The 24708-nt window shown below is 62.6% G+C and carries 26 protein-coding genes; 17 read left to right on the top strand and 9 right to left on the bottom strand.

The window, feature by feature from the left end; translation table 11 throughout:
* Positions 1–150 precede the first annotated feature (150 nt).
* The 3 genes from LKD37_RS06215 to LKD37_RS06205 all read right to left on the bottom strand — a co-directional run bounded on the left by LKD37_RS06215 (position 151) and on the right by LKD37_RS06205 (position 3165).
* Positions 151–1113 (bottom strand): C40 family peptidase, encoded by a 963-nt coding sequence (locus LKD37_RS06215; RefSeq protein ID WP_302928408.1) that lies wholly within the window; start codon positions 1111–1113, stop codon positions 151–153.
* A 176-nt stretch (positions 1114–1289) separates the two neighbouring features.
* Positions 1290–2480: an Mbeg1-like protein gene (locus LKD37_RS06210; RefSeq protein WP_302928407.1), complete on the bottom strand. Its 1191-nt coding sequence runs from the start codon at positions 2478–2480 to the stop codon at positions 1290–1292.
* A gap of 25 nt (positions 2481–2505) precedes the next feature.
* Complete coding sequence (locus LKD37_RS06205) at positions 2506–3165, bottom strand: helix-turn-helix domain-containing protein (protein WP_302928406.1); 660 nt, start codon at positions 3163–3165, stop codon at positions 2506–2508.
* Positions 3166–3424: 259 nt separating this feature from the next.
* On the opposite strand from LKD37_RS06205, the gene LKD37_RS06200 reads away from it, so the two are divergent.
* Positions 3425–5149, top strand: coding sequence for a peptidoglycan DD-metalloendopeptidase family protein (locus LKD37_RS06200; protein ID WP_302928405.1), 1725 nt, complete (start codon positions 3425–3427; stop codon positions 5147–5149).
* Between the two features lie 52 nt (positions 5150–5201).
* On the opposite strand, the gene ftsH (LKD37_RS06195) is transcribed toward LKD37_RS06200, so the two are convergent.
* On the bottom strand, positions 5202–7334 hold the full coding sequence (gene ftsH / locus LKD37_RS06195) for an ATP-dependent zinc metalloprotease FtsH (RefSeq protein ID WP_302928404.1): 2133 nt from the start codon (positions 7332–7334) through the stop codon (positions 5202–5204).
* A 133-nt stretch (positions 7335–7467) separates the two neighbouring features.
* Between ftsH (LKD37_RS06195) and LKD37_RS06190 the strand changes: the two genes are divergently transcribed.
* A complete protein-coding gene (locus tag LKD37_RS06190) occupies positions 7468–7665 on the top strand; it encodes a hypothetical protein (RefSeq protein ID WP_302928403.1) in 198 nt (65 codons plus the stop codon).
* A gap of 129 nt (positions 7666–7794) precedes the next feature.
* Here the strand turns inward: LKD37_RS06190 and LKD37_RS06185 are convergent, their stop codons facing one another.
* Together LKD37_RS06185 and LKD37_RS06180 are read right to left on the bottom strand one after the other, a co-directional pair.
* The gene (locus LKD37_RS06185) at positions 7795–8157 is read right to left on the bottom strand and encodes a hypothetical protein (RefSeq protein WP_302928402.1); all 363 of its coding nucleotides are present in this window, start codon (positions 8155–8157) and stop codon (positions 7795–7797) included.
* Positions 8158–8346: 189 nt separating this feature from the next.
* Positions 8347–8715, bottom strand: coding sequence for a metal-dependent transcriptional regulator (locus LKD37_RS06180; RefSeq protein ID WP_022176640.1), 369 nt, complete (start codon positions 8713–8715; stop codon positions 8347–8349).
* 239 nt (positions 8716–8954) lie between these two features.
* On the opposite strand from LKD37_RS06180, the gene LKD37_RS06175 reads away from it, so the two are divergent.
* The 7 genes from LKD37_RS06175 to LKD37_RS06145 all read left to right on the top strand — a co-directional run bounded on the left by LKD37_RS06175 (position 8955) and on the right by LKD37_RS06145 (position 13884).
* Entirely contained in the window at positions 8955–9167 is a 213-nt protein-coding gene (locus tag LKD37_RS06175) for a FeoA family protein (protein ID WP_302928401.1), read from the top strand.
* Between the two features lie 35 nt (positions 9168–9202).
* Positions 9203–9424, top strand: a complete 222-nt coding sequence (locus LKD37_RS06170; protein WP_302928400.1) for a FeoA family protein — start codon at positions 9203–9205, stop codon at positions 9422–9424.
* A 28-nt stretch (positions 9425–9452) separates the two neighbouring features.
* A complete protein-coding gene (gene feoB, locus LKD37_RS06165; RefSeq protein WP_302928399.1) occupies positions 9453–11954 on the top strand; it encodes a ferrous iron transport protein B in 2502 nt (833 codons plus the stop codon).
* Between the two features lie 48 nt (positions 11955–12002).
* A complete protein-coding gene (locus LKD37_RS06160) occupies positions 12003–12179 on the top strand; it encodes a FeoB-associated Cys-rich membrane protein (protein WP_302928398.1) in 177 nt (58 codons plus the stop codon).
* Between the two features lie 66 nt (positions 12180–12245).
* Positions 12246–12632 (top strand): metal-dependent transcriptional regulator, encoded by a 387-nt coding sequence (locus tag LKD37_RS06155; protein ID WP_302928397.1) that lies wholly within the window; start codon positions 12246–12248, stop codon positions 12630–12632.
* A 44-nt stretch (positions 12633–12676) separates the two neighbouring features.
* Positions 12677–12934 (top strand): heavy-metal-associated domain-containing protein, encoded by a 258-nt coding sequence (locus tag LKD37_RS06150; RefSeq protein WP_302928396.1) that lies wholly within the window; start codon positions 12677–12679, stop codon positions 12932–12934.
* A 2-nt stretch (positions 12935–12936) separates the two neighbouring features.
* Positions 12937–13884 (top strand): helix-turn-helix domain-containing protein, encoded by a 948-nt coding sequence (locus LKD37_RS06145; protein WP_302928395.1) that lies wholly within the window; start codon positions 12937–12939, stop codon positions 13882–13884.
* A 34-nt stretch (positions 13885–13918) separates the two neighbouring features.
* Here LKD37_RS06145 and prmA read toward each other — a convergent pair whose 3' ends face one another.
* The 3 genes from prmA to LKD37_RS06130 all read right to left on the bottom strand — a co-directional run bounded on the left by prmA (position 13919) and on the right by LKD37_RS06130 (position 16182).
* Complete coding sequence (gene prmA / locus LKD37_RS06140) at positions 13919–14875, bottom strand: 50S ribosomal protein L11 methyltransferase (protein ID WP_302928394.1); 957 nt, start codon at positions 14873–14875, stop codon at positions 13919–13921.
* A gap of 2 nt (positions 14876–14877) precedes the next feature.
* The gene (locus tag LKD37_RS06135) at positions 14878–15753 is read right to left on the bottom strand and encodes a DegV family protein (protein ID WP_302928393.1); all 876 of its coding nucleotides are present in this window, start codon (positions 15751–15753) and stop codon (positions 14878–14880) included.
* Positions 15754–16005: 252 nt separating this feature from the next.
* A complete protein-coding gene (locus LKD37_RS06130) occupies positions 16006–16182 on the bottom strand; it encodes a hypothetical protein (RefSeq protein ID WP_302928392.1) in 177 nt (58 codons plus the stop codon).
* Positions 16183–16334: 152 nt separating this feature from the next.
* On the opposite strand from LKD37_RS06130, the gene LKD37_RS06125 reads away from it, so the two are divergent.
* The 8 genes from LKD37_RS06125 (at position 16335) to LKD37_RS06090 (ending at position 24601) form a co-directional block, all read left to right on the top strand.
* A complete protein-coding gene (locus LKD37_RS06125; RefSeq protein WP_302928391.1) occupies positions 16335–17231 on the top strand; it encodes a LysR family transcriptional regulator in 897 nt (298 codons plus the stop codon).
* A gap of 126 nt (positions 17232–17357) precedes the next feature.
* Complete coding sequence (locus tag LKD37_RS06120) at positions 17358–18452, top strand: alanine racemase (RefSeq protein ID WP_302928390.1); 1095 nt, start codon at positions 17358–17360, stop codon at positions 18450–18452.
* A 24-nt stretch (positions 18453–18476) separates the two neighbouring features.
* The gene (locus LKD37_RS06115; protein ID WP_302928389.1) at positions 18477–18893 is read left to right on the top strand and encodes a hypothetical protein; all 417 of its coding nucleotides are present in this window, start codon (positions 18477–18479) and stop codon (positions 18891–18893) included.
* A 151-nt stretch (positions 18894–19044) separates the two neighbouring features.
* Positions 19045–20859, top strand: a complete 1815-nt coding sequence (gene ftsH / locus LKD37_RS06110; protein ID WP_302928388.1) for an ATP-dependent zinc metalloprotease FtsH — start codon at positions 19045–19047, stop codon at positions 20857–20859.
* A gap of 86 nt (positions 20860–20945) precedes the next feature.
* Positions 20946–22082 carry a D-alanyl-D-alanine carboxypeptidase family protein gene (locus LKD37_RS06105; protein WP_302928387.1) on the top strand — a complete coding sequence of 379 codons (1137 nt, stop codon included), beginning with the start codon at positions 20946–20948 and terminating at the stop codon, positions 22080–22082.
* Between the two features lie 88 nt (positions 22083–22170).
* Positions 22171–22668 (top strand): hypothetical protein, encoded by a 498-nt coding sequence (locus LKD37_RS06100; RefSeq protein ID WP_302928386.1) that lies wholly within the window; start codon positions 22171–22173, stop codon positions 22666–22668.
* A gap of 107 nt (positions 22669–22775) precedes the next feature.
* The gene (locus LKD37_RS06095; protein WP_302928385.1) at positions 22776–24113 is read left to right on the top strand and encodes a glucose-6-phosphate isomerase; all 1338 of its coding nucleotides are present in this window, start codon (positions 22776–22778) and stop codon (positions 24111–24113) included.
* A gap of 77 nt (positions 24114–24190) precedes the next feature.
* On the top strand, positions 24191–24601 hold the full coding sequence (locus LKD37_RS06090) for a hypothetical protein (protein WP_302928384.1): 411 nt from the start codon (positions 24191–24193) through the stop codon (positions 24599–24601).
* Positions 24602–24708: the final 107 nt, after the last annotated feature.

Genomic DNA, 24708 nt, shown 5'->3' with positions numbered 1-24708 from the left:
GCCAAAATAAGCGATTTTGTCTTTCAATCGTGCACAAATGCGAAAATACGGCAAACGGATTCGGTGAAACCCAGCAGAAAAAATAGTTCTCCGCGCAGCGTCGGACCGCTGCGCGGAGAAGCAAAGGGGGGATGAGAGAGTAAAGCGTTGTCAGTCGGCCAGGATCCGCACCGCACCCACATAGGTGCTGCTGTAATAGCCATCGAAATAGCTGATCTTGACCCCGCCGTTGGAGGTGGCGTGGATGAAGGCCCCGCCGCCCAGATAGATGCCCACATGGGAGATGTCGCCGCCGCCATAGGAGAAGAACACCAGGTCCCCGGCCAGCCGCTCGGCGGTGGACACCCGGGTGAAGGCGTACAGCTGGTCGCTGGCCCCGTGGGACATACGATAGCCGAAGTGGGCATAGACGTACATGGTGAAGCCTGAGCAGTCAAACCCGCTGGGGGAGGCCCCGCCCCACACATACCGGGTGCCCAGGAAGGACTTTGCATAGTCCACCAGGTCCTCCCGGGCGCTCTTCACGGCGGAGGTGCCGGCGTAGTCGCTGTACTGCACGGTCTGGCACCCGTCAGCCCGGACATAGCCGGTGGTGCCGCTGAAGGTGATCTGATACCAATTGCCGTCCTCGGTGACGTCGTTGAGCCGGGCCACCTTGCCCTGGCGCAGGGTCCGCAGGGAGGCGGCGCTGTCGCTGGGTGCGGCGTACACGGTGATCTGACGGGCGGCCATGGCGCCGTCATAGGCGTCCAGCAGGGCCTGGCGGGCGGCCTGACGGCCGGTGCGGCGGGCGGCCTCGCGGTTGGCCTGGCGGGCAGCTTCCGCCTGCCGGGCTTCCTCCTCCTGCTGCAGCTGCACCGCCTGAACGGCCAGCTGGGACAGGTCCACCGTCTCCTCCTGCTCCAGCATCCCCAGGTCGATGGCGATGTTGGAATTGGCCTGGGCGGACTGGGACAGGCCGGCCTCCTCCAGCGCCTGCACGGCGGCGGAGTAGCTGGCGGCGGCCTCGGCCGCGTCCTGTATCTGATGGCTCTGATCTGCGCTGACGATCCAGATGCTGGACAGCGTCATGGACACGGCCAGGAACAGACAGGCGAAACGTCGGGATACCATGGGTAAGACTTCCTTTCCATAAGGGGATTTTCTAACGACAAGAGATACTATACCACAATGGTTTCAAAAAAGCTACAAAAAATTACAGATTGGTAACAAAAGTTTTCAAAATGGTAAAAATTTACTGCCGTGTCACGCAAAACACGGCAGTAAACTCGATATTCAGGACAAAATCCTCATTTCCGCAGGTCGGCGATGGCCTGGCCCGTGGCCAGGATGGACTCCCCGGCCCGGCGCACCCCGGCTCCGGCGGCCTTCATCAGCTCGTCCTTCACGTCCACCGCCAGGCGGCGGAAGATCTCGGAGATGATCTTTTTCTTCTCCTCGTCGGCCCCGGCATACTCCCGCAGCAGGGCCGCTCCGGCGGCCAGACCGCCGCTGCGCAGGTCCTCCAGGGTCTTGGTGCGGCCGCCCCGGCTGAGGATGTCGAAAAACGCCCGGGAGAACTGCTCCCGCTCCCGGGGGCTCATGGAGCCGATCCACTCCCGCAGCACTCCGTCGGACAGCTGGCCCAGCTGGGAGCGCTGGCCCAGGTGGACGAACCGGGGGCCCTCCACGCACCAGGACAGGGGCTCATGCTGCATAATGGACCGGGCGGTGCTGTCCACCACCTCATAGTCCTCGGCGTGCTCCAGCAGGACCCCCACGATGGAGGAGGCGGGGATATAGGTGAACAGCCGATCCGCCACCGCCTGATAGCTGGGGGTGTCCACCAGGTCCCGGCTGAAGCCCGGACCGTCGTTGTTATAGGCGGCGATCAGCCGCTTGCGCTGGAGCTTTTCGTCCAGGTGCACCGCCGCCCAGGCGGCCAGATTGCCGCCCTTGGAGTGTCCGCCGATGCGCAGGGCACGCCGGGGGCAGGCCCGGGCCACGGCCCCGGCATACTCCGCGGCCTTCACCTGGGCGGGGACGGCGGAAAGGAAGCTCATGTTGAAGTCCTCCTGCCAGCCCACAATGGTCATGTCCGTGCCCCGGTAGGCAGCGTATACGCTGCCGTCCGGCAGCAGGAAGGACACGGCGGCAAACTGCATCTGCCGGTCCTCGTCGTGGAGGCTCTCAAAGGCGAACAGCGACACCTCCCGGAACCGGGGCGTCTCCGCCGCCTGGCGCATCAGGGGGATGTAGTCCAGGGTGGACAGACCCAGCTGCTCGTCCTCCTCCGTCAGCAGGCGGCACACGTCCCCCATGGGCATGGCGTCCTGAGGGTCGAAGCTGCGCAGCCGGGGGATGTTCTCCAGCTTGATATAGGAAATGATGCACAGGAGCAGGTTGTCCACCTCGTTGAACCCGTCCTGGGCAAAGGTCAGGTCGCCCCGCCACCGGAGGTAGTCGGACACGGTGGCGCTGGCTTTCGTCTCGTCAGACATGGGGGATACCTCCTTATTGTGAATGTTATTGCAGACTCTTGCACCGCTCGTCGGTGTTGTGGATCACCTGGGCCACGCTCTGGCCCAGGCCGGGATACCCGGCGGTCAGGGTGTCCGGGGTGATCTCCTGGACCTCCTCCGCCTGGCTCAGGGCTCGGCGGTACCGCACCTGGCTCATGGTCATGTCCGCCTGCACCAGGCCGCCGTCATAGTCCCCGGGAGACACGGCGAAGAAGTCCTCGTTGCCGCCGCCCCGGCGATACAGCTGCCGCAGCAGGGCATACAGCGCCCCGCTGAGATAGTCCCCGGCGGCGGTGACGGCCTCCCGGCTGCCGGTTTTGCCCAGCTGGTCAAACAGGACCCCTGCGGTGTTCACCACCAGCTTTTTCTGCAGGGTGGCCATGATGCTGCCCCGCAGGCTGCCCTTTTCGCCGGAGGAGTCGTACACGTCCCCAGCCTCGATGATGGACCCGTCCCGGCTCAGGGTCCGGCCCAACAGATAGTCCGCCGACACGTGGTAATAGTCGCACGCCCGGGTCACGAAGGCCAGGCCCGGCTCCCGGATGCCGTTTTCATAGTGGCTCAGCAGGGCCTGGCTGATGCCCAGCTCCGCCGCCGCCTTCCGTTGGGAAACGCCCTTCTCCTGCCGCAGCAGGCTCAGCGTGCGGGAAAAATCAGTTGCCATTCTCTCTCACCCATCTCTCTATTTTATACAGGAAGTAGATTATACCGCACTTTATACAAAAAGTAAATCCCCAATTTTGCCCGGGTGAACTATCCGCCGGATGGCTGTTCCCCGGCAAATACCGGCGGATTTTCCGGAATTTACCGGGGATTAAATATGAAAAAGCTGTTAATTCCCGTGAAATCCCTTGACGGATGGGGGAAAACCATGTATCATATATTTTTGTAACGAATTTGTAACTTTTTGAGGCAACCTGATTATGAAACAAGACCTTATGCATAAAGACGTCAACGACGTCAACATCACGCCGGAGGAGCGGCGCAGCATCTGGCAGCTCTGGCGGCAGAATCTGAAGGACTGGGCCTGGTATATCCGGGAAAATCCCGACTGGCTGGACCTGGACATCCAGACCGCCGTGAAGCGCCACGTCATCGCCCCCCTGCGGGAGGGCTGGCATCGCCTGCGCAGCCTGGCCCACCAGAAGAAGCGCCGGGAGTTTCCGGAGTCCGAAAACCGCCTGGCCCAGCTGCTGCTGTTCGCCTGGGGCAGTATGCCCCGGATGGGCGCGGGCCTGCGGGAGCGGTTTGCCCTGCGCCGCAAGCACAACATCCGCCGCAGCGGCAGCATCCGGGGCCTGCTGGAGCGGCTGCACCTGCACCCGGCCATCTTCCTGGGCACCTGCGTCACGGCGGCGGCGGTGATCGTGCTGCTGTCGGTATACACCATCGGCACCACCGTCCGCTATGACGGCATCAACCTGGGCACCGTGGGCTCCCGCCGGACGGTGGACCAGGCGGTGCAGCAGCTGGAGACCGTCACCCGCCAGACCTTAGAGGACCAGGACTACGCCATCGACACCGCCCTGCTGTCCACCCAGACCCATGTGGTCCCCCGCCGGGACCTGGAGAGCCGGGAGGAGTTCGCCGAGAACCTGACGGACCAGATCGGCGACGTCACCTATGGCTATACCCTGTATGTAGACGGCGAGGCCGTGGCCGCCACCACCTACGCCGGAGCCATCGATCAGCTGCTGGAGCAGATGAAGGCGGGCTATATCACCGAGAACACCGTGGATTGCAGCTTTGTGGAAAACGTGGAGATAAAGGAGGGCTATGTGGACAGCTCCCTGATCTCCAACCTGGGCTATATCGCCGAGAAGCTCAACGCCACCAAGGAGGGGGCCGTGGTATACACCGTGAAGCCCGGCGACGTGTGGTCCGCCATCGCCGAGGCCAACGGCATGACCAACCAGCAGCTTCTGACCCTGAACCCCGGCTATGACATCGCCGTGCTCCACGCCGGGGACCAGCTGACCATCTCCAACGCCGTGCCCTACCTGACGGTGGTGGCCGTGGAGCGGCAGAGCTACATCCGTGACCTGCCCTATACCATCACCTACCGGGACGACGCCAGCATGTACCAGGGCGACACCAAGGTGCTGTCCAAGGGCGTGTACGGCAAGGCGGACGTCACCGCCAACGTGACCATCATCAACGGCGAGGAGACCGCCCGGGAATATGTGGCCTCCGTGACCCTGTCCCAGCCTGTGGCCGAGGTCCAGGCCCGGGGCACCAAGGTCCGGCCCACCTGGTTCCCCACCGGCAGCTTCCGCTGGCCCTGCTACGGCGTTATCACCTCCTACTTCGGCCCCCGCCGGGCCAGCGTGGCCGGCGCCTCCACCTATCATGAGGCCCTGGATATCGCCAACAGCTACGGCACCGCCATTTACGCCGCCGACGGCGGCACCGTGACCCTGGCCGGGTGGTACGGCGGCCTGGGCTACTGCGTGAAGATCGACCACGGCAACGGCTTTGTCACCACCTATGGCCACAACAGCTCCCTGCTGGTGTCTGTGGGCCAGCATGTGTACAAGGGCCAGCAGATCGCCCGCATGGGCTCCACCGGCATCAGCAGCGGCCCCCACTGCCACTTCGCCGTGACCCGCAACGGCACCCTGGTGGACCCGCTGAACTACCTGCCGTAAAAAAATCAAAGCTCCGGGATGAGAACCTCATCCCGGAGCTTTTGCATGGCAATTATTCCTTGTCCTGGGAGTCCTCCGGCTGGGGGCCCTCCTGGGGCTTTTCTTCCGGCTTGTCCTCCGGTTGGCTGTCGAAGTCCGGCATGGGGATGGGCTCCGACACGATGTTGATGTGCTTGGCGGGGGCCTCGATCACGTCCGGGGTGGAGGGGCGGAACAGCTTCTGATCCTCCTCCCGGGTGGCGCCGTAGTTGTCCACGGTCTCCGGGTCCCGGCCCTCGATGATGGCCATCATCTCCTGACCGGTGATGGTCTCCTTCTTCAGCAGATACGCCGCGATCTTGTCCAGCAGCTCCCGGTTTTCGCTGAGGATCTGCTTGGCGTCCTGGTGGCACTGACGGATGATGGCAATGGTGGCCCGGTCCGCCGCGGCATACGTCTCCTGGGCGCAGGTCATGGAGTACCCGCCGTCCAGATACTGGCTCTGCACGGTGCCCAGGGCCATCATGTCGAACTCGTCGCACATACCGAAGCGGGCCACCAGGTTCCGGGCCATCTCCGTGGCCCGCTCGATGTCGTTGGCGGCGCCGGAGGTCATGGTGTTGCACACGATCTCCTCCGAGGACCGGCCTGCCAGCAGGGTCCGGATCTCCGCCAGAATGTCCTCCTTGGACATGAGGAACTTCTCCTCCTCCGGCAGGTGCAGGGTGTAGCCCAGGGCCCCCTGGGTATGGGGCACGATGGTGATCTTGCTGACGGGCTGGGCATTCTTCTGCTTGGCCGCCACCAGGGCGTGGCCCACCTCGTGATAGGCGATGATGCGCTTTTCCTCCTGGGTGATGACGGTGCCCTTCTTCTCGGAGCCTGCGATGACCGTTTCAAAGGCCGCCAGCAGGTCGTTCTGGTTCACGGCCTTGCGGCCCTTGCGCACGGCCCGCAGGGCCGCCTCGTTCACCAGGTTGGCCAGGTCCGCGCCGACGCACCCGGCGGTGGCCTGGGCGATCTTGTCCAGATTCACGTCCTCCGCCAGGCGGATGTTCCGGGTGTGGACCTGCAGGGTGGCAAGTCTGCCTGCCAGGTTGGGCCGGTCCACGGTGATGCGCCGGTCGAAGCGGCCGGGCCGCAGCAGGGCCTTATCCAGCACCTCCGGCCGGTTGGTGGCCCCCAGCACGATAACGCCCTTGCTGGGGTCGAAGCCGTCCAACTCCGCCAGCAGCTGGTTCAGAGTCTGCTCCCGCTCGTCGTTGCCGCCGAAGCGGCCGCCGTCACGGGATTTGCCGATGGTGTCGATCTCGTCGATGAAAATGATGCAGGGAGCCACCTTGGCGGCCTCCTTGAACAGGTCCCGGACCCGGGACGCGCCCACGCCCACGAACATCTCCACAAAGTCTGAGCCGGAGATGGAGAAGAAGGGCACGTTGGCCTCGCCGGCCACGGCCTTGGCCAGCAGGGTCTTGCCGGTACCCGGGGAGCCCACCAGCAGCGCGCCCTTGGGGAGCTTCGCGCCGATGGCGGTGTATTTGCCGGGGTTGTGGAGGAAGTCGATGATCTCCTCCAGGGACTCCTTGGCCTCGTCCTGACCGGCCACGTCCTTGAAGGTGACGCCGGTCTGCTTTTCCATATACACCTTGGCGTTGGACTTGCTCACGTTGCCGATGCCGCCGATGCCGCCGCCGTTTTTGGACACGATCCGCATCACCAGCACGATCAGCCCCATGGTCAGCAGCATAGGCAGAATGTACATCACCAGGATGTCGCCCAGGACGCTCCAGGAGCTCTTGACGGGGCTGGAATACTCCACGTCGTGCTCATCCAGCAGGGGAAGCAGCCGGGTGTCCGTCAGGTAGGTGGTGTACAGGGTGATGGGATTCTTCTCGCTCTGGGTATAGGTCCGGGGCTGCTGGTTCTTGTTGGACGACTCCTGGGTATAGGTATAGCCGTCCACCGGGGTGGCATACAGCACGCCGTCCTTCAGCTCGATCTTCTTGATCTGGTCCTCCTGCACCAGGTTCATCATCTGGCTGTAGGTGATCTCGAAGCTCTTGCCGCCGCTGGTCATGGCCAGAATGTAGTTGAACACCAGGGTCAGCACCAACGCCCAGCCGATCAGGGAGAGGACGCTGCGCAGATTCCGGTTGTTCTTCTTGTTTCCGCCGTTGTTTCCGCCGTTTCTGTTGTTTGAGTCCATCTTGGTCTCCTTCCGTCAAAAAAACTGCCCCCAGCCTGGCCGCTTCCGGGCAGATAGTAGTAGCATTCTTGCAGTATACCATAAAATAAATTCCGTCACAAGCGGAGAATGACGGCTTTTGTGTTAATTTTCTATGAATCCCCGGCAGGGGCATTTCCGACAAGCTGGCAGGCTCCCCGGACGATTTTCGCCCGGGGAGCCCGTTTATCGTATTCAGCCCTCCCGGCCTGCGTGGCGGCAGGAGGTCCGGAAGGTGGACCCCCATGCGTTCTTCATGGTCCAGGAGGGGGTACATACCCTGGGCAACTTCAAGCGGCACCTGAACCCCTGACGGAAAAAACCGTCCCGGTACAGAGCGGGACGGCCCGGAAAACCGGCGGTTTGTTCCGGGACAAAGGCGAGAAAAGGCGGGACGCCCAAGGCTGTGGAAATGCTTTGGGCGTCCCGCTGTTTTTTGAACCTATTCGCCTAAAATTTCGACAAAAATTCCAATGCTGTCTGCTCCGGTGTCATAGACTTTTCCGCCGGACTGGGTCAGGGGCAGGGTCAGGGTCACGGCGCTGCCGCTGCTGTCCGTGAAGGTCAGCTCCATGGACATGGCGCCGGGGGTGGTGACGGAGGCGTCCGTGGGAACAAATTCCAGGCTCCGGGCGGCGTCGGTCATGGCCCGGACCTGGGCCGGGTCGGTGCAGGTAACGGTTTTTCCGGCGTAGGTAACGGTGACGGCGGTCACCGAATCGCCGGGCAGCGGCACAGCCGCCGGGGCGGCGCAGGCCGAAAGCGTCAGGCACAGCGCCAACAGAAGGGGCAAGAGCTTTTTCATGGTCCGTCTCCTTTCCGATATGCCACAATACTCCGATACTTATACAAAACCATTATACGCTTTTGGACGAATTTGTCAAATAAAAATGGACGTTTTTTTTGCGAATCCGAACAGAGAGCATGCCGGTGCCCGTATCCGCAGGGGCGGACGGCACTGTCCGTGGCGGAAATGTGGATTTGCCCAGAGGACTTATTCTGCCCGGCCGGCGTGGCGGCAGATGGCCTCAAAGGTCTGCTGGCTGATGTCGTGCTCCATCTTGCAGGCATCGGCCTCGGCGGTTTCCGGGTCCACACCCAGATGGATCAGAAACTGCGTCAGGGTCTTGTGCCGGTCCAGCATGCTGGCGGCGATGGCCATGCCCGTGTCCGTCAGGGTGATGAGCCCCTCCTTGTCCATGGTGATATAGCCGCTCTCCCGCAGGCGCTTGGTGGCGTAGCTGACGCTGGGCTTTGTCACGCCCAGATACTCCGCAATGTCAATGGAGCGAATGTAGCCATGCTTCTCCTTCATCATCAGCATGGTTTCCAGGTAATCCTCCGAGGCTCTTAAGATCTGCATGGCAAACAGTACCAACCTTCCAGTAAGATTATATATAGGTTAGCATATTTTAACCAAAATTGCAAGGAAGAAAAATTTTTCGCCAAAAGGGGTTGACAAGAAATGTTAGAGGTGTTAAACTATCCAGCGGTTAAGGGAGCTTAACCTTTTTCTTGGCAAAGAGGTTAAGGCAGATTAACCATTCATTTTTCACGATCGGTTAGCGACCCCTAACCGCTATCACAGGGAGGGAAGCAGCAATGATGCCGCTGACATTAGCCAACATGGGCGAAGAAAATCTCATCCACCGGGTGGGCGGCAACCCCGAGGTGAAAAAGCATCTGGAGGACCTGGGCTTTGTGGCCGGGGGCACCGTCACAGTGGTGGCGGCCCTGGGCGGAAACGTCATCGTCAAGGTCAAGGAGGCCCGCATCGCCATCAGCGAGGAAATGGCCCGAAAGATCATGATCTGAGAAAATCAAAAAATACATAAAAGGAGAGAATCCACATGAAAACACTGCGCGACGTGAAAATCGGCGAGACGGTCCAGGTGGTGAAGCTCCACGGGGAGGGCCCCGTGAAGCGCCGCATCATGGACATGGGCATCACCCGGGGCACCCAGGTGTTTGTCCGGAAGGTGGCCCCTCTGGGCGACCCCATGGAAGTCACCGTCCGGGGCTATGAGCTGAGCCTGCGGAAGGCCGACACCGAAATGATCGAAGTGGAATAAGTTCCCGGAAAGGAGATACGAGAATCATATGGATAAGCAGATCAAAATTGCCCTGGCGGGCAACCCGAACTGCGGTAAAACCACCCTGTTCAACGCCCTCACCGGCTCCAACCAGTTCGTGGGCAACTGGCCCGGCGTCACCGTGGAGAAGAAGGAGGGCAAGCTGAAGAAGCACGATGACGTGGTCATCATGGACCTGCCCGGCATCTACTCCCTGTCCCCCTACACCCTGGAGGAGGTGGTGGCCCGGAATTACCTGATCGGCGAGCGCCCCGACGCCATCCTGAACATCATCGACGGCACCAACCTGGAGCGCAACCTGTACCTGACCACCCAGCTGACGGAGCTGGGCATTCCCGTGGTCATCGCCGTGAACATGATGGACGTGGTCCGCAAGAACGGCGACCAGATCAACGTCAAGGAGCTGTCCCGCCAGCTGGGCTGCGAGATCGTGGAGATCTCCGCTCTGAAGGGCGACGGCGTGATGGACGCCGCCGAGGCCGCCGTGAAGGCCGCCAAGGGCCAGACCAAGACCATCCCCATGCACACCTTCTCCGGCCCCGTGGAGCACGCCATTGCCCACATTGAGGAGGCCGCCGTCCACACCCTGCCCGAGGAGCAGCAGCGCTGGTACGCCATCAAGATCTTTGAGCGGGACGACAAGGTACTGCAGAAGCTCAGCATCCCCGCCGACGTGATGCAGCACATTGAGCAGGACATCCAGGCCGCCGAAAAGGAGCTGGACGACGACGCCGAGAGCATCATCACCAACGAGCGCTATGTTTACATCGCCGAGATCATCAAGAGCTGCTACAAGCAGAAGCGCAAAGGCCAGCTGTCCACCTCCGACAAGATCGACAAGGTGGTCACCAACCGCTGGCTGGGCCTGCCCATCTTCGCCGTGGTGATGTTCCTGGTTTACTGGATCGCCATGGTAGCCGTGGGCGCTCCCGCCACCGACTGGGCCAACGACGGCGTGTTCGGCGACGGCTGGCACCTGCTGGGCATCGGCAGCAAGGAGTATAACGCCGTCAACGACGATTACACCGCCGCCATCCAGGCTGTGGACGCCTTCCTGGGCACGGAGATCGACCCCGAGGCCGAGGACTTTGACGCCCAGGCCCTGCTGGCCCAAATGCAGAGCTTCCAGCCCAGCTCCTCCACCGCCACCGTGGACGTGGAGGACGAGGAGACCCTGGCCATCAACACCATGACCGCCTACTATGACGCCCTGCCCGAGGGCGCGGACAAGATGGACGACGTGGTGCAGATGACCTTTGTGGACGCCGTGAAGTATCTCACTGAAAACGGCTTTGACGCCCCCGACCCCGCCGACTACGGCGTGTGGGTCCCCGGTATCCCCGTGCTGGTCAGCAATGGTCTGGAGTCTGCCGGCGCCGCCGACTGGCTCAGCGGCCTGATCAATGACGGCATCGTGGCCGGTGTGGGCGCGGTGCTGGGCTTCGTGCCCCAGATGCTGGTTCTGTTCCTGATGCTGGCCTTCCTGGAGGCCTGCGGCTACATGGCCCGTATCGCCTTCGTGCTGGACCGCGTGTTCCGCAAGTTCGGCCTGTCCGGCAAGTCCTTCATCCCCATGCTCATCGGCGTGGGCTGCGGCGTGCCCGGTATCATGGCTTCCCGTACCATCGAAAATGAACGCGACCGCCGGATGACCGTTATGACCACCACCTTCATCCCCTGCGGCGCCAAGGTCCCCTTCATCGCCATGATCGCAGGCGCCATCTTTGGCGGCAGCGCATGGGTCTCCACCTCCGCTTACTTCATCGGCATGGCCGCCATCATCGTCTCCGGCATCATGCTGAAGAAGACCAAGATGTTCGCCGGTGATCCCGCTCCCTTCGTTATGGAGCTGCCCGCCTATCACTGGCCCACTCTGGGCAACGTCCTGCGCAGCATGTGGGAGCGCGGCTGGAGCTTCATCAAGAAGGCCGGCACCATCATCCTGCTTTCCACCATCTTCGTGTGGTTCACCACCTACTTCGGCTGGGTGGATGGCACCTTCCGTATGCTGGACGAGAGCGAGATCCAGAGCTCCATCCTGGCTGCCATCGGCGGCGTCATCGCCTGGATCTTCAAGCCCCTGGGCTGGGGCAACTGGCAGGCTGCCGTGGCCTCCATCACCGGCCTTGTGGCCAAGGAGAACATCGTGGGCACCCTGGGCATCCTCTATGGCGGCGGCGACGGCACCGTGTATCAGAACATCGGCGCGGCCTTCACCGGCATCAGCGGCTTCAGCTTCCTGGTGTTCAACCTGCTGTGCGCTCCCTGCTTCGCCGCCATCGGCGCCATCAAGCGGGAGATGAACAACCGCAAGTGGACCTGGTTCGCCATCGGCTATCAGTGCGGCTTCGCCTATCTCATCAGCCTGATGATCAACCAGTTCGGCGGCCTGTTCACCGGCAGCGTCAATGTCATCGGCCTGATCTTCGCCCTGGCGGCCCTGGCCCTGATGGTCTATATGCTGGTGCGCCCCTATAAGGAGGCCACCAAGCTCAACGCCACCGTCTGATCTGTTCCAACCCATCTTACGACATTTTCCGAAAAGGAGTGAAATTCCATGCTGCATTGGATCAGCGCCAATCTCTCCACCATTCTCATCACCCTGGTCCTTATTGCCATTGTAGTCCTTATCATCCGCAGTCTGATCCGCCAGAAAAAGCAGGGAAAGTCCTCCTGCGGCGCAGGGTGCGCCCACTGCGCCATGCATGGCCAGTGCCACCGCAGCCAGCCGTGACCTGATCCCCGGGGGAGACGTGGGCAGCTCCGCGTCTCCCCCGCCCTTTCACCCAGGAGGTTAGATATGTCTAATTGCCCACAGGCCATGACCCCGGCCTCCATCCGATATCTGCTGGTGCTGGACGATCTGTGCCGGGAGGGCAGGGGCGTCCGCTCGGTGGAAATCGCCGCCCGGATGAACGTGTCCAAGCCCAGCGCCCACTCCATGCTCCAGAATCTCTGTCAGGCGGGCCTGGTGGAAAAGGAGCGCTATGGCACGGTGTTCCTGACGCCGGAGGGCCGCCGGGCCGCCGCGGAATACGCCGCGTGCTTCGGCCCCCTGTGCCGCCGGATGCAGCAGGCCCTGGGCCTGGAGGAGGACGCCTGTCAGACGGCGGTCTGCGCCATCCTGGCCCAGTCCCAGGACCGGCTGCCCCAGCTCCGGGACCGCCTGCTGTCGGCGGAGCAATAGCCCCGCAGGAAAAACAACCCATTTCCTCAAGGAGGTATAACGCTATGATCGAAACCATTGTCCAGGTGGACGGCATGATGTGCGGCATGTGCGAAAGTCACATCAACGACGCCGTCCGCAGCCATTTCCAGGTGAAGAAGGTGTCCTCCTCCCACACCAAGGGCCAGACCGTGATCCAGTCCCAGGAGCCCCTGGACCGGGAGCAGCTGGTCCGGGTCATCAACGACACCGGCTATCAGGCCGGGGAGGTGGTGTCCCGTCCCCTGGAAAAGCGGGGCCTGTTGGGCCACCTGAAAAAGTGACCATGGAATCTGCGTGTCTGCATGAACCCTTGCCGCTGCCGGAGCACACCGTCCGCCGGGAGACCCCGGACGGGGGCCAGGCGGCGGTGACGCTTTATCCGGTGTTTCCCGGCATCGACATCCACTATCACGATGTCCATGCCGCCTCCTGTCCCTTAGAACCCGCCGCCCCGGGGGTGCTGGAGATCAGCCACTGCCGGGAGGGGCGCATGGAGTACCGCTTGGGGAGCCGGTATTTCTATCTGGCCCCGGGGGACCTGTCCGTGGCCCGGCAGGACGTGCTGCCCACCCTGGCCGCCTTTCCCACCGGCCATTACCACGGCATCACCGTTACCGTGGACCCGGGGCTGGCGCCCCGGTGCCTGTCCTGCTTTCTGGAGGACGTGGAGGTGCAGCCCGCCGCCCTGGCGGAAAAATTCTGCGCCGCCGGGGGGTATTTTGCCGCCCGGTCCTCCCGGCGGGTGGAGCACGTGTTTTCGGAGCTGTATCAGGTGCCGGAGGACCTGCGCCGGGGGTATCTGAAGGTGAAGATCCTGGAGCTGCTGCTGTTCCTCAGCGCCTTAGAGGTGCCCGCCCAGCCCCAGGCGGCTGCGCCGGGCCTTTCCCGGGGGCAGGTGTCCCTGGCCAGAAAGACGGCGGACTATCTGCTGGCCAACACCGAGAGCAAGGTGACGGTGCAGGAGCTGTCCCGGCATTTCGGGGCCTCCGCCGCCCAGATCCAGGCCAGCTTCCGGGGAGTCTACGGCCGCAGTCCCGCCGCCTGGCTGCGTCTGCAGAAGATGCACGGCGCGGCGGAGCTGCTGCGGTCCACGGACCGGACGGTGCTGGATATCGCCGGACAGTTCGGCTATGACAACGCCAGCAAATTCGCCCGGGCCTTCCGGGACGTCATTGGCGTGTCCCCCAACGAATACCGCAGCGGCGTGGACCAGGATTCCTGCGCGCCATAAATCAAAACCTCCGGCATAGCCGGAGGTTTTGATTTTATCGGCACAGATAGGAGAACCAGCCCTCGCTGCTGCGGGTCTCGGCAATGGTCCAGCCGTTATCCCGCAGGCACTGGGCCACCTCCTCCGCCCGGTCGTCGATGATGCCGGAGCACAGGAAGATGCCCCCCTCCTTCACCAGGGGCCGCACCGTGGAGGCCAGGGCCTTGATGACGTCGGCCACGATGTTGGCCACCACCACGTCATAGGGGCCGCCCAGCTCCTGCCGCAGGGCCTGATCCGTTACCACATCGCCCCAGCGGACGGTGTAGCGGTCCCGGCCCACGCCGTTGAGGGCGGCGTTTTCATAGGCCACGTCCATGCACTTTTCGTCAATGTCGCAGGCCACGGCCCGGTCCGCCCCCAGCAGCAGGGCGGCAATGGACAGAATGCCGCTGCCGCAGCCCAGGTCCAGCACCGTCTGGCCGCCGGTGATATGCTTTTCCAGGGCCGTCAGGCACAGGCGGGTGGTGGCGTGGCTGCCGGTGCCGAAGGTGAGGCCCGGATTCAGCCGCAGGGCCACCCGGCCCTCCGGCACGCCGGTGCTCTCCCACTCCGGGATGACGATCAGCCGGTCGCCGATCTCCATGGGCTTGTAAAACTGCTTCCAGTTGTTCTCCCAGTCGGCGTCCTCCATGTTCTCCATGGTCAGCAGCAGCCGGCCGTATTCGGGGTGCTCCTGCTTCACCCGGGACAGTGCCATGCGGACCTGAGCCAGGGTGTTGTATCCGTCGGGACTGTCCTCCAGATAGAAGGTGATGCGGCACAGGCCCTTTTTCTCCTGCATCAGCTGGTCGTCCACATAGTCCCAATAGGCGTGGTTGTGCTCCAGAAAGTCCTGGAAATCCCCCTCGTCGTCAATGACCAGGCCGGTGATGCCCAGGTCCTCCAGCAGTGCGCTGACGGGCTCTAGCCCGGCGGGGGCGGCGTCGATCTTCAGCTCCAGCCACTTCATGCTCAGCGCTCCGTTCCCACAAAGAACAGGCCCATGGTGTTGGGGCCGGTATGGCTGCCGATGACAGGGCCGATGTAGTTGATATACACCTCTTTGACGCCGTAGCGCTGCTTGAGCTGGGCGGCCACGGTCTCCGCCTCCGCCTGGCAGTCCGCCTGGCAGATGAACATCACCTGATCCTGCAGGTTGATGCCCAGACGGCCCACGGTGTCGATGAGGGTGTTCAGACTGCTCTTGCGGCCCCGGGCCTTGCCCACCACCGTCAGCTTACCCTCGTCGGAGGTGTGCATGATGGGCTTGATGGACAGCATGGTGCCCACCAGCGCCGTGGCGGCGGACACGCGACCGCCCTTTTTCAGATAGTTCAGGTCGTCCACCGTGAACCAGTGGCAGACGTGGAGCTTGTTTTCCTCCACCCAGTCCCCCAGCTGGTCCAGGGTCAGGTTCTCCTCCAGCTTCTTGTGGGCGGTCAGGTACATCAGCAGGCCCTGGCCCAGGGAGGCGCTGAGGGAGTCGATGACCCGGATGCGGCCCTCGGGGTGCTTGGCCAGAACGGTCTCCGCCGCGATGCAGGCGGACTGGTAGGTGGTGGACAGGGCCGAGGAGAAGCTGATGCACAGGATATCCTTCCCCTGCTCCAGAATGGCGGACATGGCGTCCTCAAACTGGCCCACGTTGACGGCGGAGGTGGTGGCCATTTTGCCCGCCCGGATCCGCCGGTAAAACTCCTCGTTGCTGATGGCCGCGCCATCCAGGGTGTTGGGATAGTCCTGCCCGTCCATGTGCATGGTCAGGGGCAGCACCTCCAGCTGCAGGTCCTTTGCCATCTGGTCCGGCAGATCGCAGCAGCTGTCGGTCATGAGAACATATTCGCGCATGGGAAAAACCTCCTTGGAAGGTATAGTTTTCGCGTTTTCTCGACATCTAATATACCATATTAGAACTCGCAAGGAAAGATGATTTTTAAAGTTTACAATTTGTTCACAATTAACAAGGCACAAAAAACGCAGGACCCGGCAGCCCTGCGGTGTTTTTTGCGGTCCGCCGCCCGGCAGCGGCGGACCATTTGTAAGAGAGAAAAACTTGGAGGGTATATGCGGAATGGAAAAGGATGGAAAAGCGAATTTGCGTTACAGCAGCTTGCACAGCAGGTCCAGCTCCACGAAAGCCAGAACCGGCATCAGAAACGCCAGCACCACCGTCAGGCCATAGAAGTGGCCGGTGGCCGTGCTCACCAGCGTGAGTGCCATCAATACAGAAGCAACAACGGCTGCAACTACCATACCGGTGCGATTCGTCTTAGTCATTTGAGAACACTCCTTTCTGCTGTTCCCGCGCCGCGTCCGGTGCGGTTCCCCTTCGGGCGAGTGATAAGATAACACGAAAAAAGGGATTTGTAAAATCGGTTCTTTTCCCTTATAATATAGGTCGCAATCTATAATTCCAGGAGGGCTCCGACATGACGGATATGGAGATCGAAACCTTTCTGACGGTGCTGCGCAGCGGGTCCATGACCGCCGCCGCCCAGGCGCTTTATATCACCCAGCCCACCCTTTCCGCCCGGCTCCAGACCCTGGAGGACGAGGTGGGGACGCCGCTGTTTGTCCGGGGCAAGGGCCTGCGGCGGCTGGAGCTGACGGAGGCGGGAACCCGGTTTCTGCCCCTGGCCCAGCGGTGGCAGCGGCTGATGGCCGAGATGCACGGCATTGCCGCCGCCGAGGCCCGGACCCACTTTCGCATCGGCGCTGCCTACACCGCCAACCAATATGTGCTGCCGCCGGTATACAAGCGGTTTCTGGAGCGGGACCTGCCGGTGGCTCTGCGGGTGGAGACCCTGTCCAGCCAGCAGGCCCAGGAGGCCGTTACCCGCCGGGAGCTGGACATGGCCATTGTGGAGGACGACGTGGGCTTCAACCCGGAGCTGCAGGTGACGCCCCTGTTCCGGGAGTCGTTCTATATGATCTGCTCCGAGGGCAGCGACTATCCGGAGCTGGTGAACCCCCACGACCTGGATATGTCCCAGGAGATCAACGTGTCCCAGCGGCGGGAGGTGCAGGTGTGGAACGACTATTGGTTCGGGTCCGATGCCCGGCCCCTGCTGAATACCGACACCATGCAGCTGGCGGATGCGTGGCCCCCTACCAGCCGGGTGTGGGCGGCGGCCCCGGCCATTGCCGCTGAGCATATGCGCCGGGCGGGCCGGGCCAAGATCTGCCGCTTCACCGCCCCGCCGCCGGACCGTATCAGCTATCTCATCGCCCCCCGGGCGGTGGAGCTGCCCCGGGAGGCGGCCCTGTTTCTGGAGGACCTGCGCTGGGAGCTGCAGCAGCACCCGGACGTGACCATCTATTTCTGACCGCACTCAGCTTGTCAAAAAAATCTTTTTTGACAAGCTGGAAAATGTGGAAAATTGGTAGCCAGATGGGAAAGAGTATGCTATAATTCATATATTATGTATCTGCCAGAATCGAGGCTTTCGCATATGAACCGGCAATATCCCTGTCTGGAAATCAGCCGCAGCCGCCTGCGGCACAATATGGAGGAGGTCATCTCCCGCTGCACCGCCCGGGGCATCCAGGTGTGCGGCGTCATCAAGGGGTGCAGCGGCCTGCCGGAGGTGGGCCGTATGTTCCGGGACTGCGGGGCCACCCAGCTGGCCAGCAGCCGCCTGGAGCAGATCGTCCGCTGCCGCCGGGCCGGGGTGCCGGGGCCGTATATGCTGCTGCGGATCCCCATGCTGTGCGAGCTGGACGATGTGGCCCGGTGGTGTGACTATTCCCTGGAAAGCGAGCGGGCCACGCTGGACGCCCTGGAGGAGGCCTGCGCCCGGCAGGGAGCTGTCCACAAGGCCGTGATCATGGCGGACCTGGGGGACCTGCGGGAGGGCTTCTGGGACCAGGACGAGATGGTGCGGGTGTGCGTCCATGTGGAGCGGGACCTGCCCCATGTGGAGCTGGCAGGCGTAGGCGTGAACCTGGGGTGCTACGGCTCCATCCAGCCCACGCCGGAGAATCTGGGCCAGCTGGTACATATCGCCCGGCGGGTGGAGGACGCCATCGGCCGGAAGCTGGAGATCGTGTCCGGCGGAGCCACCAGCTCCTTCACCCTGGTCCACTGGGGCACCATGCCGGAGGGCATCAACCACCTGCGCATTGGCGAGGGTATCTTAGTGGCCAAGGATTTACAGGTGGACTGGAGCATTCACGACATGGACTATCTGCGGATGGACTGCATGACCCTGCGGGCCCAGATCGTGGAGGTGAAGGACAAGCCCACCCACCCGGTGGGGCCCATCGTGGTGGACTGCTTCTGCAACCGGCCCACCTATGAGGACCGGGGCATCCGCCGCCGGGCCATTGCCGGCATCGGCCGGGCCGACGTGGGGGATATCATGATGCTGCATCCCCGGACGCCGGGTATGACGGTGGTGGGCGGCTCGTCGGACCACTGCATCCTGGACGTGGAGGACTGCGACCCCTGCCCGCAGGTGGGAGATATCGTGGATTTCGATGTGATCTACCTGACCATGCTGTATGCCAGCGCCCGGGAGGACGTGACCGTGAAATTTGTGGACTAATTATTATAATAGGAGGATAGATTTTTGGATAACGAAGGATTGATGATTTTCATTTTCCAGGCCATCATTGCGCTGTTTGCGTTTTTCGTGGTGGCCCCCTGCGTGCTCAATGCCGTCAGCCTGTTCACGGTGCAGAAGCGCTTCGCTAAGACCATGATCGACCTGGGCGTGGTGCAGGCGGACGTGGTGCACAAGCTCCACCCCAAAAAGGAGATCGCCGGGGTCATCATCTCCCTGGTGGTGGTGGCGGCCTTTGGCTACGGCGTGTGGCGGCAGGCCCCCATCAGCTATCTGTCCGGCGGTCTGCCCCTGGTGGTGGGCTTCCTGAAATACCGCCAGATCGTCCAGTTCAACAGCCTGACGGTGAAGCGGTTCCAGAACACCTATCAGGGCCAGATGGACGTGAAGAAGTACAACGACTATGTGAACAAGACCTTCTGAGTGCCAAAAGAGGACGGGGCAGCGCCCCGTCCTCTTTTCCTCGAAAAATCCCCGGTTTGTTCACAAAATCCTGTTGATTTTCGCGGGAAGGCGTGGTATCATATCCCAAAATTCCGGGGATTCGGACCCGGCTGACGCAGGAGGACGGCATATGAAAGAAGTAAAGCCCCCGAAAAAACCGTTGATCTATTATTACGGCGTCGCCCTGGTGGTGCTGCTGCTGATCAACTTCCTGCTGGTGCCCCTGGTGGCCCGGCACGCGGTGCAGGAGGTGGACTACGGCACCTTCATGACCATGACCGAAAACAAGGAGATCGGCCAGGTGGAGGTGGAGGACAACCAGATCATCTTCACCAACAAGGACGGCAGCAAGGTCTATAAAACCGGGCCCATGAACGACCCGGACCTGACCCAGCGGCTGTATGATGCCGGAGCGGAGTTCACCCGGGACATCGTGGAGGAGACATCGCCCCTGCTGAGCTTTGTGCTGACGTGGATCCTGCCCATCATCATCTTCATCGCCATCGGCCAGCTGATGACCAAGAAGCTGACGGACCGGGCCGGAGGCCCCGGCTCCATGATGTTCGGCGCGGGAAAATCCAACGCCAAGATCTATGTGCAGTCCACCCAGGGCATCCACTTCTCTGACGTGGCCGGCGAGGATGAGGCCAAGGAGAACCTGCAGGAGATCGTGAACTATCTCCATGACCCCGGCAAGTATCAGGAGATCGGCGCATCCATGCCCAAGGGCATCCTGCTGGTGGGCCCTCCGGGAACCGGCAAGACCATGCTGGCCAAGGCCGTGGCAGGCGAGTCCCAGGTGCCCTTCTTCTCCATCTCCGGCTCGGAGTTTGTGGAGATGTTCGTGGGCATGGGCGCGTCCAAGGTCCGGGACCTGTTCAGCCAGGCCAAGGAGAAGGCCCCCTGCATCGTGTTCATCGACGAGATCGACGCCATCGGCCAGAAGCGCAGCGGCGGCCAGTACGGCGGCAACGATGAGCGGGAGCAGACCCTGAACCAGCTGCTGACGGAGATGGACGGCTTCGACGATAACTCCGGCGTGATCATCCTGGCGGCCACCAACCGCCCGGAGTCCCTGGACCCCGCGCTGACCCGTCCCGGCCGGTTTGACCGCCGGGTGCCGGTGGAGCTGCCGGACCTGAAGGGCCGGGAGGAGATTCTGAAGGTCCACGCCCGGAAGATCAAGCTGGCGGAGAACGTGGACTTTTCCACCGTGGCCCGGATGGCCTCCGGCGCGTCCGGCGCGGAGCTGGCCAACATCGTCAACGAGGCCGCCCTGCGGGCGGTGCGGGACGGCCGGAAGCTGGTGACCCAGGCCGACCTGGAGGAGAGCATCGAGACCGTCATCGCCGGATATCAGAAGAAGAACGCCATCCTCACCGACAAAGAGAAGTGGATCGTATCCTATCACGAGATCGGCCACGCCCTGGTGGCGGCCCGCCAGACCCACTCCGCCCCGGTGCAGAAGATCACCATCATTCCCCGGACCTCCGGCGCCCTGGGCTACACCATGCAGGTGGAGGAGGGCAACCACTACCTCATGAGCCGGGAGGAGATCGAAAACAAGATCGCCACCTTCACCGGCGGCCGGGCCGCCGAGGAAGTGGTGTTCGGCTCCGTCACCACCGGCGCTTCCAACGACATTGAGCAGGCCACCAAGCTGGCCCGGGCCATGCTGACCCGGTACGGCATGAGCGACGAGTTCGGCATGGTGGCCCTGGAGACCGTCACCAACCAGTATCTGGGCGGCGACGCCTCCCTGGCCTGCTCGCCGGAGACCCAGACCAAAATCGACCGGCTGGTGGTGGAGCTGGTGGAGCGGCAGCACCAGAAGGCATTGCAGATCCTGCGGGACGACCGGCAGAAGCTGGATGAGCTGGCCAGGTTCCTGCACGAAAAGGAGACCATCACCGGCGAGGAGTTCATGAGCATCCTCAACGCGTGAACCTGAAAAAGAGAACGCCCTGCCGGGGGCGTTCTTTTTTTGCCCCCGGGCGCATACGGTGAAGAAAAAACGGGGAGGGGTTTGCCATGAAAAAGCTGCTGGGGGCACTGCCGGTGCTGGTGCTGCTGCTGACGCTGTGTCCGGCCTGGGGGGTGGAGCTGCCGGTGCAGGCGGAGGCGGCGCTGCTGATGGAGAAGGAGACGGGACAGGTGCTCTACGCCAAAAACGAGCACCAGGCCCTGGAACCGGCCAGCGTCACCAAGGTCATGACCCTGCTGCTGGTGATGGAAGCTATCGACCGGGGGACCCTGGCCTATGACGACGTGGTCACCGTCAGCGACTATGCCGCCTCCATGGGCGGCAGCCAGATCTTTCTGTCCCCCGGGGAGCAGATCACCGTGGAGGACCTGCTGAAGGGGGTGTGCGTGTCCAGCGGCAACGACGCCGCCGTGGCCCTGGCGGAAAAAATGGCGGGGGTCACGGAGCTGTTTGTGGAGCAGATGAACAACCGGGCCCGGGAGCTGGGGATGCAGGACACCCATTTCGTCAACTGTACGGGCCTTCCGGCGGAGGGCCACGTCACCAGCGCATGGGACATCGCCGTGATGTCCCGGGAGCTGATCGTGAACCACCCGGACATCCGGCGCTTTACCACCATCTGGATGGACACCCTTCGGGACGGACAGTTCCAGCTGTCCAACACCAACAAGCTCATCCGCTTTTATGAGGGGGCCACGGGGCTGAAAACCGGGTCCACGGACTCCGCCAGATACTGCATTTCCGCCACGGCGGAGCGGGAGGGCATGGAGCTGATCGCCGTGGTGCTGAAATCCCCCACCGGCCAGCAGCGGTTCGAGGACGCCAAGACCCTGCTCAACTATGGGTTCTCCACCTACGGCCTGGTGCATGCGTCTCCGGAGGAGCCGCTGCCGCCGGTGCCGGTGACCTTGGGGACCCGGGATGCGGTGCAGTCTATGGTGGACCCGGCGGAGGGCCTGCTGCTGGCGGAAAAGGCCCGGCTCCAGGGACTGGAGCAGACGGTGACTCTGCCGGAGTCGGCGGCGGCTCCGGTGCGTCAGGGGGACGTTCTGGGGACCCTGACCGTCACCCAGAACGGCGAAACGCTGCTGGAGGTACCCATCCGGGCGGCGGAAACCGTGGAAAAGCTCACCTTCGGGGAGATGTTCCTGCGCCTGGCCCGGACCATGTGCTTCTGCGGGTGATCCTTGGCGGAAGCTGAACTTGCGGGCAGACAGGGCTATGCTATAATAAAGGCAAATCCACATACAGGAAACGGCGGTGCATGAAGCCTTGAAAAATATTCTTCAATATCTGACCCCGGAGATCCTGGCCTGGCAGAGCGGCAATATCCGGGAGGTCCGGCCCCTGGGCAGCGTTCTGTGCCTGCCGGACGGGCGGGAGTGGTATGCCTTCGGCTTTACCCGGGATGCGTATTACGGCAGTCTCAGCCTGCTGATGGCGTCCTCCCGGAGGGAGTGCGGAGAATGGGCGCGGGCAAACAGTCCGGCGGCTATCCGCTTCGGCGCGCAGCGGTATCTTATTGATACGACCGGCTATGGTATGTTCAGGGGCAACGACGATCAGCTGTTCCGGCTGCCGCTGCTGCTGCGGGACCGCCCGCCCATGCCGGACTGGCTGAGAAGCACGCCGCTGTCCCGGCTCCTGATGGTGGACGCCCGGGTGGACCGGGCCCCGGAGCACATCCCCGGCGGTCCGGCGGAGCTGCTGCTGCAGGATGGGCGCGGCTGGGACCTGACCGCGCCCCGGGCAGAGCTGCGGACCATGTGATCGGATAGGATTTTCACCGTTTCGACGGGAATCCCCTTGTATTTTCCGGGAAAACGCGGTAAGATACGGTGTGATGAAAAATCCGATTTACACAGGAGGTAATCCCTATGATCCAGGTGGACCTGACCCATATGCGGCGATTTATCGCCCTGCCCTATGAGGCGGCGCTGGCGCCCCGCCTGCGCATCGCCCACAACCACTTGCAGAAGAACGATGGGGCCGGAGGCGACTTCACCGGCTGGGTGCGCCTGCCCCAGGAGTATGACCGGCAGGAGTTCGACCGCATCCAGGCGGCGGCCCGGCGCATCCAGAGCGATTCCCGGGCCCTGGTGGTCATCGGCATCGGCGGCTCCTATCTGGGGGCAAGGGGCGTCATCGAGTGCCTGTGCTCCCCCAACTATAACCTCAGGCGCAAGGACACTCCCAACATCTATTTTGTGGGCAACGGCCTGTCCGACCGGCAGCTGCGGGAGACCATGGAGCTGCTGGAGGGGGTGGACTTCTCCGTGAATGTCATCTCCAAGTCCGGCACCACCACGGAGCCTGCCGTGGCCTTCCGGTTCTTCCGGGAGCTGCTGGAGAAGAAATACGGCCCCGACGGCGCGGCCCGGCGCATTTACGCCACCACCGACCGGCAGAAGGGGGCCCTGAAGTCCCTGGCCGATCAGGCCGGGTACGAGACCTTCGTGGTGCCTGACGACATCGGCGGGCGCTACAGCGTTCTTACCGCCGTGGGCCTGCTGCCCATCGCCGTGGCGGGCATCGACATCCGGGCCCTGATGCAGGGGGCCGCCCGGATGCAGGAGGTCTGCACCGCCGGAGATATGGAGCAGAATCCCGCCTGGCAGTATGCCGGGGCCCGGTACCAGCTCTACCGCGCCGGGAAGAAGATCGAGATCCTGGCCTCCTATGAGCCGTCCTTCCGGTTCATGTCCGAGTGGTGGAAGCAGCTGTACGGCGAGTCCGAGGGCAAGGAGAACAAGGGCCTGTTCCCGGCCAGCGTGGAGTTCACGGCGGACCTGCACTCCATGGGCCAGTATATCCAGCAGGGGGAGCGCCATCTGCTGGAGACGGTGGTGCGCTTCGATCCGGAGGAGCAGGAGAGCACGGTGCCCTTCGACGCCGCCGACGGCGACGGGCTGAACTTCCTGGCGGGCAGGACCATGGACTTTATCCGCACCCAGGCCATGGACGGCACCCTGCTGGCCCACGAGGAGGGCGGCGTGCCCAACATCATCCTGCGCTGCGGGGCTCTGAACGCGGACACCCTGGGGCAGCTGATCTATTTCTTTGAATATGCCTGCGGCCTGTCGGGCTATCTGCTGGACGTGAACCCCTTCGACCAGCCGGGGGTGGAGGCGTATAAGAAGAATATGTTCGCCCTGCTGGGCAAGCCCGGCTATGAGGACATGGGCCAGGCCCTGCGGGAAAAGCTGGGCCGGTAAAAAACCGTATATTTTCCCATTGCCATTTCCGTCAAGTTATGGTATGGTATACATATATGCAAAAGGAGTGATCTCTTATGGTTAGATTGATTATGGGCGACAACGGCGCGGGCAAGACCAAGCAGCTCATCGAGCTGGTTCATGCCTCCGTGGCCGAGGAGGGCGGCTGTGTCGTCTGCATCGAGCCCGGCGCGGACATGACCTACGACATCAAGTCCTCTGTGCGCCTGGTCAACGCCGGTGAATACCACTTGGATTCTTTTGAGTGCCTGCGGGGCTTCATCAGCGGTCTGTATGCGGGCAATTACGATATTTCCCACGTCTATGTGGACAACCTGTGCAAGATCGTACATAGTGAGGACTTCGCCGCCGTGGAAAAGTTCCTGCACTGGCTGGACAGGTTCAGCGACGCCAACACCGTGAAGTTCACCGTGACCCTCACCGCCGACGCTTCCGTGGCCACCGAGGGCATGCGCAAGTATCTGTAACCGAATCAAGTAAAAAAATCCGCAGGGCTGTGCCTTGCGGATTTTTTATGGAGCGCAGAGAATCAAAGGTTCTATGCAATAGCCCCGGGACGCTATCGCGTCCCGGG

This window comes from Brotocaccenecus cirricatena, from assembly GCF_020687045.1.
In the GTDB taxonomy this organism is placed as follows: domain Bacteria; phylum Bacillota; class Clostridia; order Oscillospirales; family Oscillospiraceae; genus Vescimonas; species Vescimonas cirricatena.
Note: the sequence above shows the minus strand (reverse complement) of the source record. Positions and strands in the feature narration are given on the sequence as shown.

Bases quoted from the DNA above. Each gene is read 5' to 3' on its own strand.
- LKD37_RS06215 (WP_302928408.1), bottom strand. From the start codon at position 1,113: ATGGTATCCCGACGTTTCGCCTGTCTGTTCCTGGCCGTGTCCATGACG.
- LKD37_RS06210 (WP_302928407.1), bottom strand. From the start codon at position 2,480: ATGTCTGACGAGACGAAAGCCAGCGCCACCGTGTCCGACTACCTCCGG.
- LKD37_RS06205 (WP_302928406.1), bottom strand. From the start codon at position 3,165: ATGGCAACTGATTTTTCCCGCACGCTGAGCCTGCTGCGGCAGGAGAAG.
- LKD37_RS06200 (WP_302928405.1), top strand. From the start codon at position 3,425: ATGAAACAAGACCTTATGCATAAAGACGTCAACGACGTCAACATCACG.
- ftsH (WP_302928404.1), bottom strand. From the start codon at position 7,334: ATGGACTCAAACAACAGAAACGGCGGAAACAACGGCGGAAACAAGAAG.
- LKD37_RS06190 (WP_302928403.1), top strand. From the start codon at position 7,468: ATGAATCCCCGGCAGGGGCATTTCCGACAAGCTGGCAGGCTCCCCGGA.
- LKD37_RS06185 (WP_302928402.1), bottom strand. From the start codon at position 8,157: ATGAAAAAGCTCTTGCCCCTTCTGTTGGCGCTGTGCCTGACGCTTTCG.
- LKD37_RS06180 (WP_022176640.1), bottom strand. From the start codon at position 8,715: ATGCAGATCTTAAGAGCCTCGGAGGATTACCTGGAAACCATGCTGATG.
- LKD37_RS06175 (WP_302928401.1), top strand. From the start codon at position 8,955: ATGATGCCGCTGACATTAGCCAACATGGGCGAAGAAAATCTCATCCAC.
- LKD37_RS06170 (WP_302928400.1), top strand. From the start codon at position 9,203: ATGAAAACACTGCGCGACGTGAAAATCGGCGAGACGGTCCAGGTGGTG.
- feoB (WP_302928399.1), top strand. From the start codon at position 9,453: ATGGATAAGCAGATCAAAATTGCCCTGGCGGGCAACCCGAACTGCGGT.
- LKD37_RS06160 (WP_302928398.1), top strand. From the start codon at position 12,003: ATGCTGCATTGGATCAGCGCCAATCTCTCCACCATTCTCATCACCCTG.
- LKD37_RS06155 (WP_302928397.1), top strand. From the start codon at position 12,246: ATGTCTAATTGCCCACAGGCCATGACCCCGGCCTCCATCCGATATCTG.
- LKD37_RS06150 (WP_302928396.1), top strand. From the start codon at position 12,677: ATGATCGAAACCATTGTCCAGGTGGACGGCATGATGTGCGGCATGTGC.
- LKD37_RS06145 (WP_302928395.1), top strand. From the start codon at position 12,937: ATGGAATCTGCGTGTCTGCATGAACCCTTGCCGCTGCCGGAGCACACC.
- prmA (WP_302928394.1), bottom strand. From the start codon at position 14,875: ATGAAGTGGCTGGAGCTGAAGATCGACGCCGCCCCCGCCGGGCTAGAG.
- LKD37_RS06135 (WP_302928393.1), bottom strand. From the start codon at position 15,753: ATGCGCGAATATGTTCTCATGACCGACAGCTGCTGCGATCTGCCGGAC.
- LKD37_RS06130 (WP_302928392.1), bottom strand. From the start codon at position 16,182: ATGACTAAGACGAATCGCACCGGTATGGTAGTTGCAGCCGTTGTTGCT.
- LKD37_RS06125 (WP_302928391.1), top strand. From the start codon at position 16,335: ATGACGGATATGGAGATCGAAACCTTTCTGACGGTGCTGCGCAGCGGG.
- LKD37_RS06120 (WP_302928390.1), top strand. From the start codon at position 17,358: ATGAACCGGCAATATCCCTGTCTGGAAATCAGCCGCAGCCGCCTGCGG.
- ftsH (WP_302928388.1), top strand. From the start codon at position 19,045: ATGAAAGAAGTAAAGCCCCCGAAAAAACCGTTGATCTATTATTACGGC.
- LKD37_RS06105 (WP_302928387.1), top strand. From the start codon at position 20,946: ATGAAAAAGCTGCTGGGGGCACTGCCGGTGCTGGTGCTGCTGCTGACG.
- LKD37_RS06095 (WP_302928385.1), top strand. From the start codon at position 22,776: ATGATCCAGGTGGACCTGACCCATATGCGGCGATTTATCGCCCTGCCC.
- LKD37_RS06090 (WP_302928384.1), top strand. From the start codon at position 24,191: ATGGTTAGATTGATTATGGGCGACAACGGCGCGGGCAAGACCAAGCAG.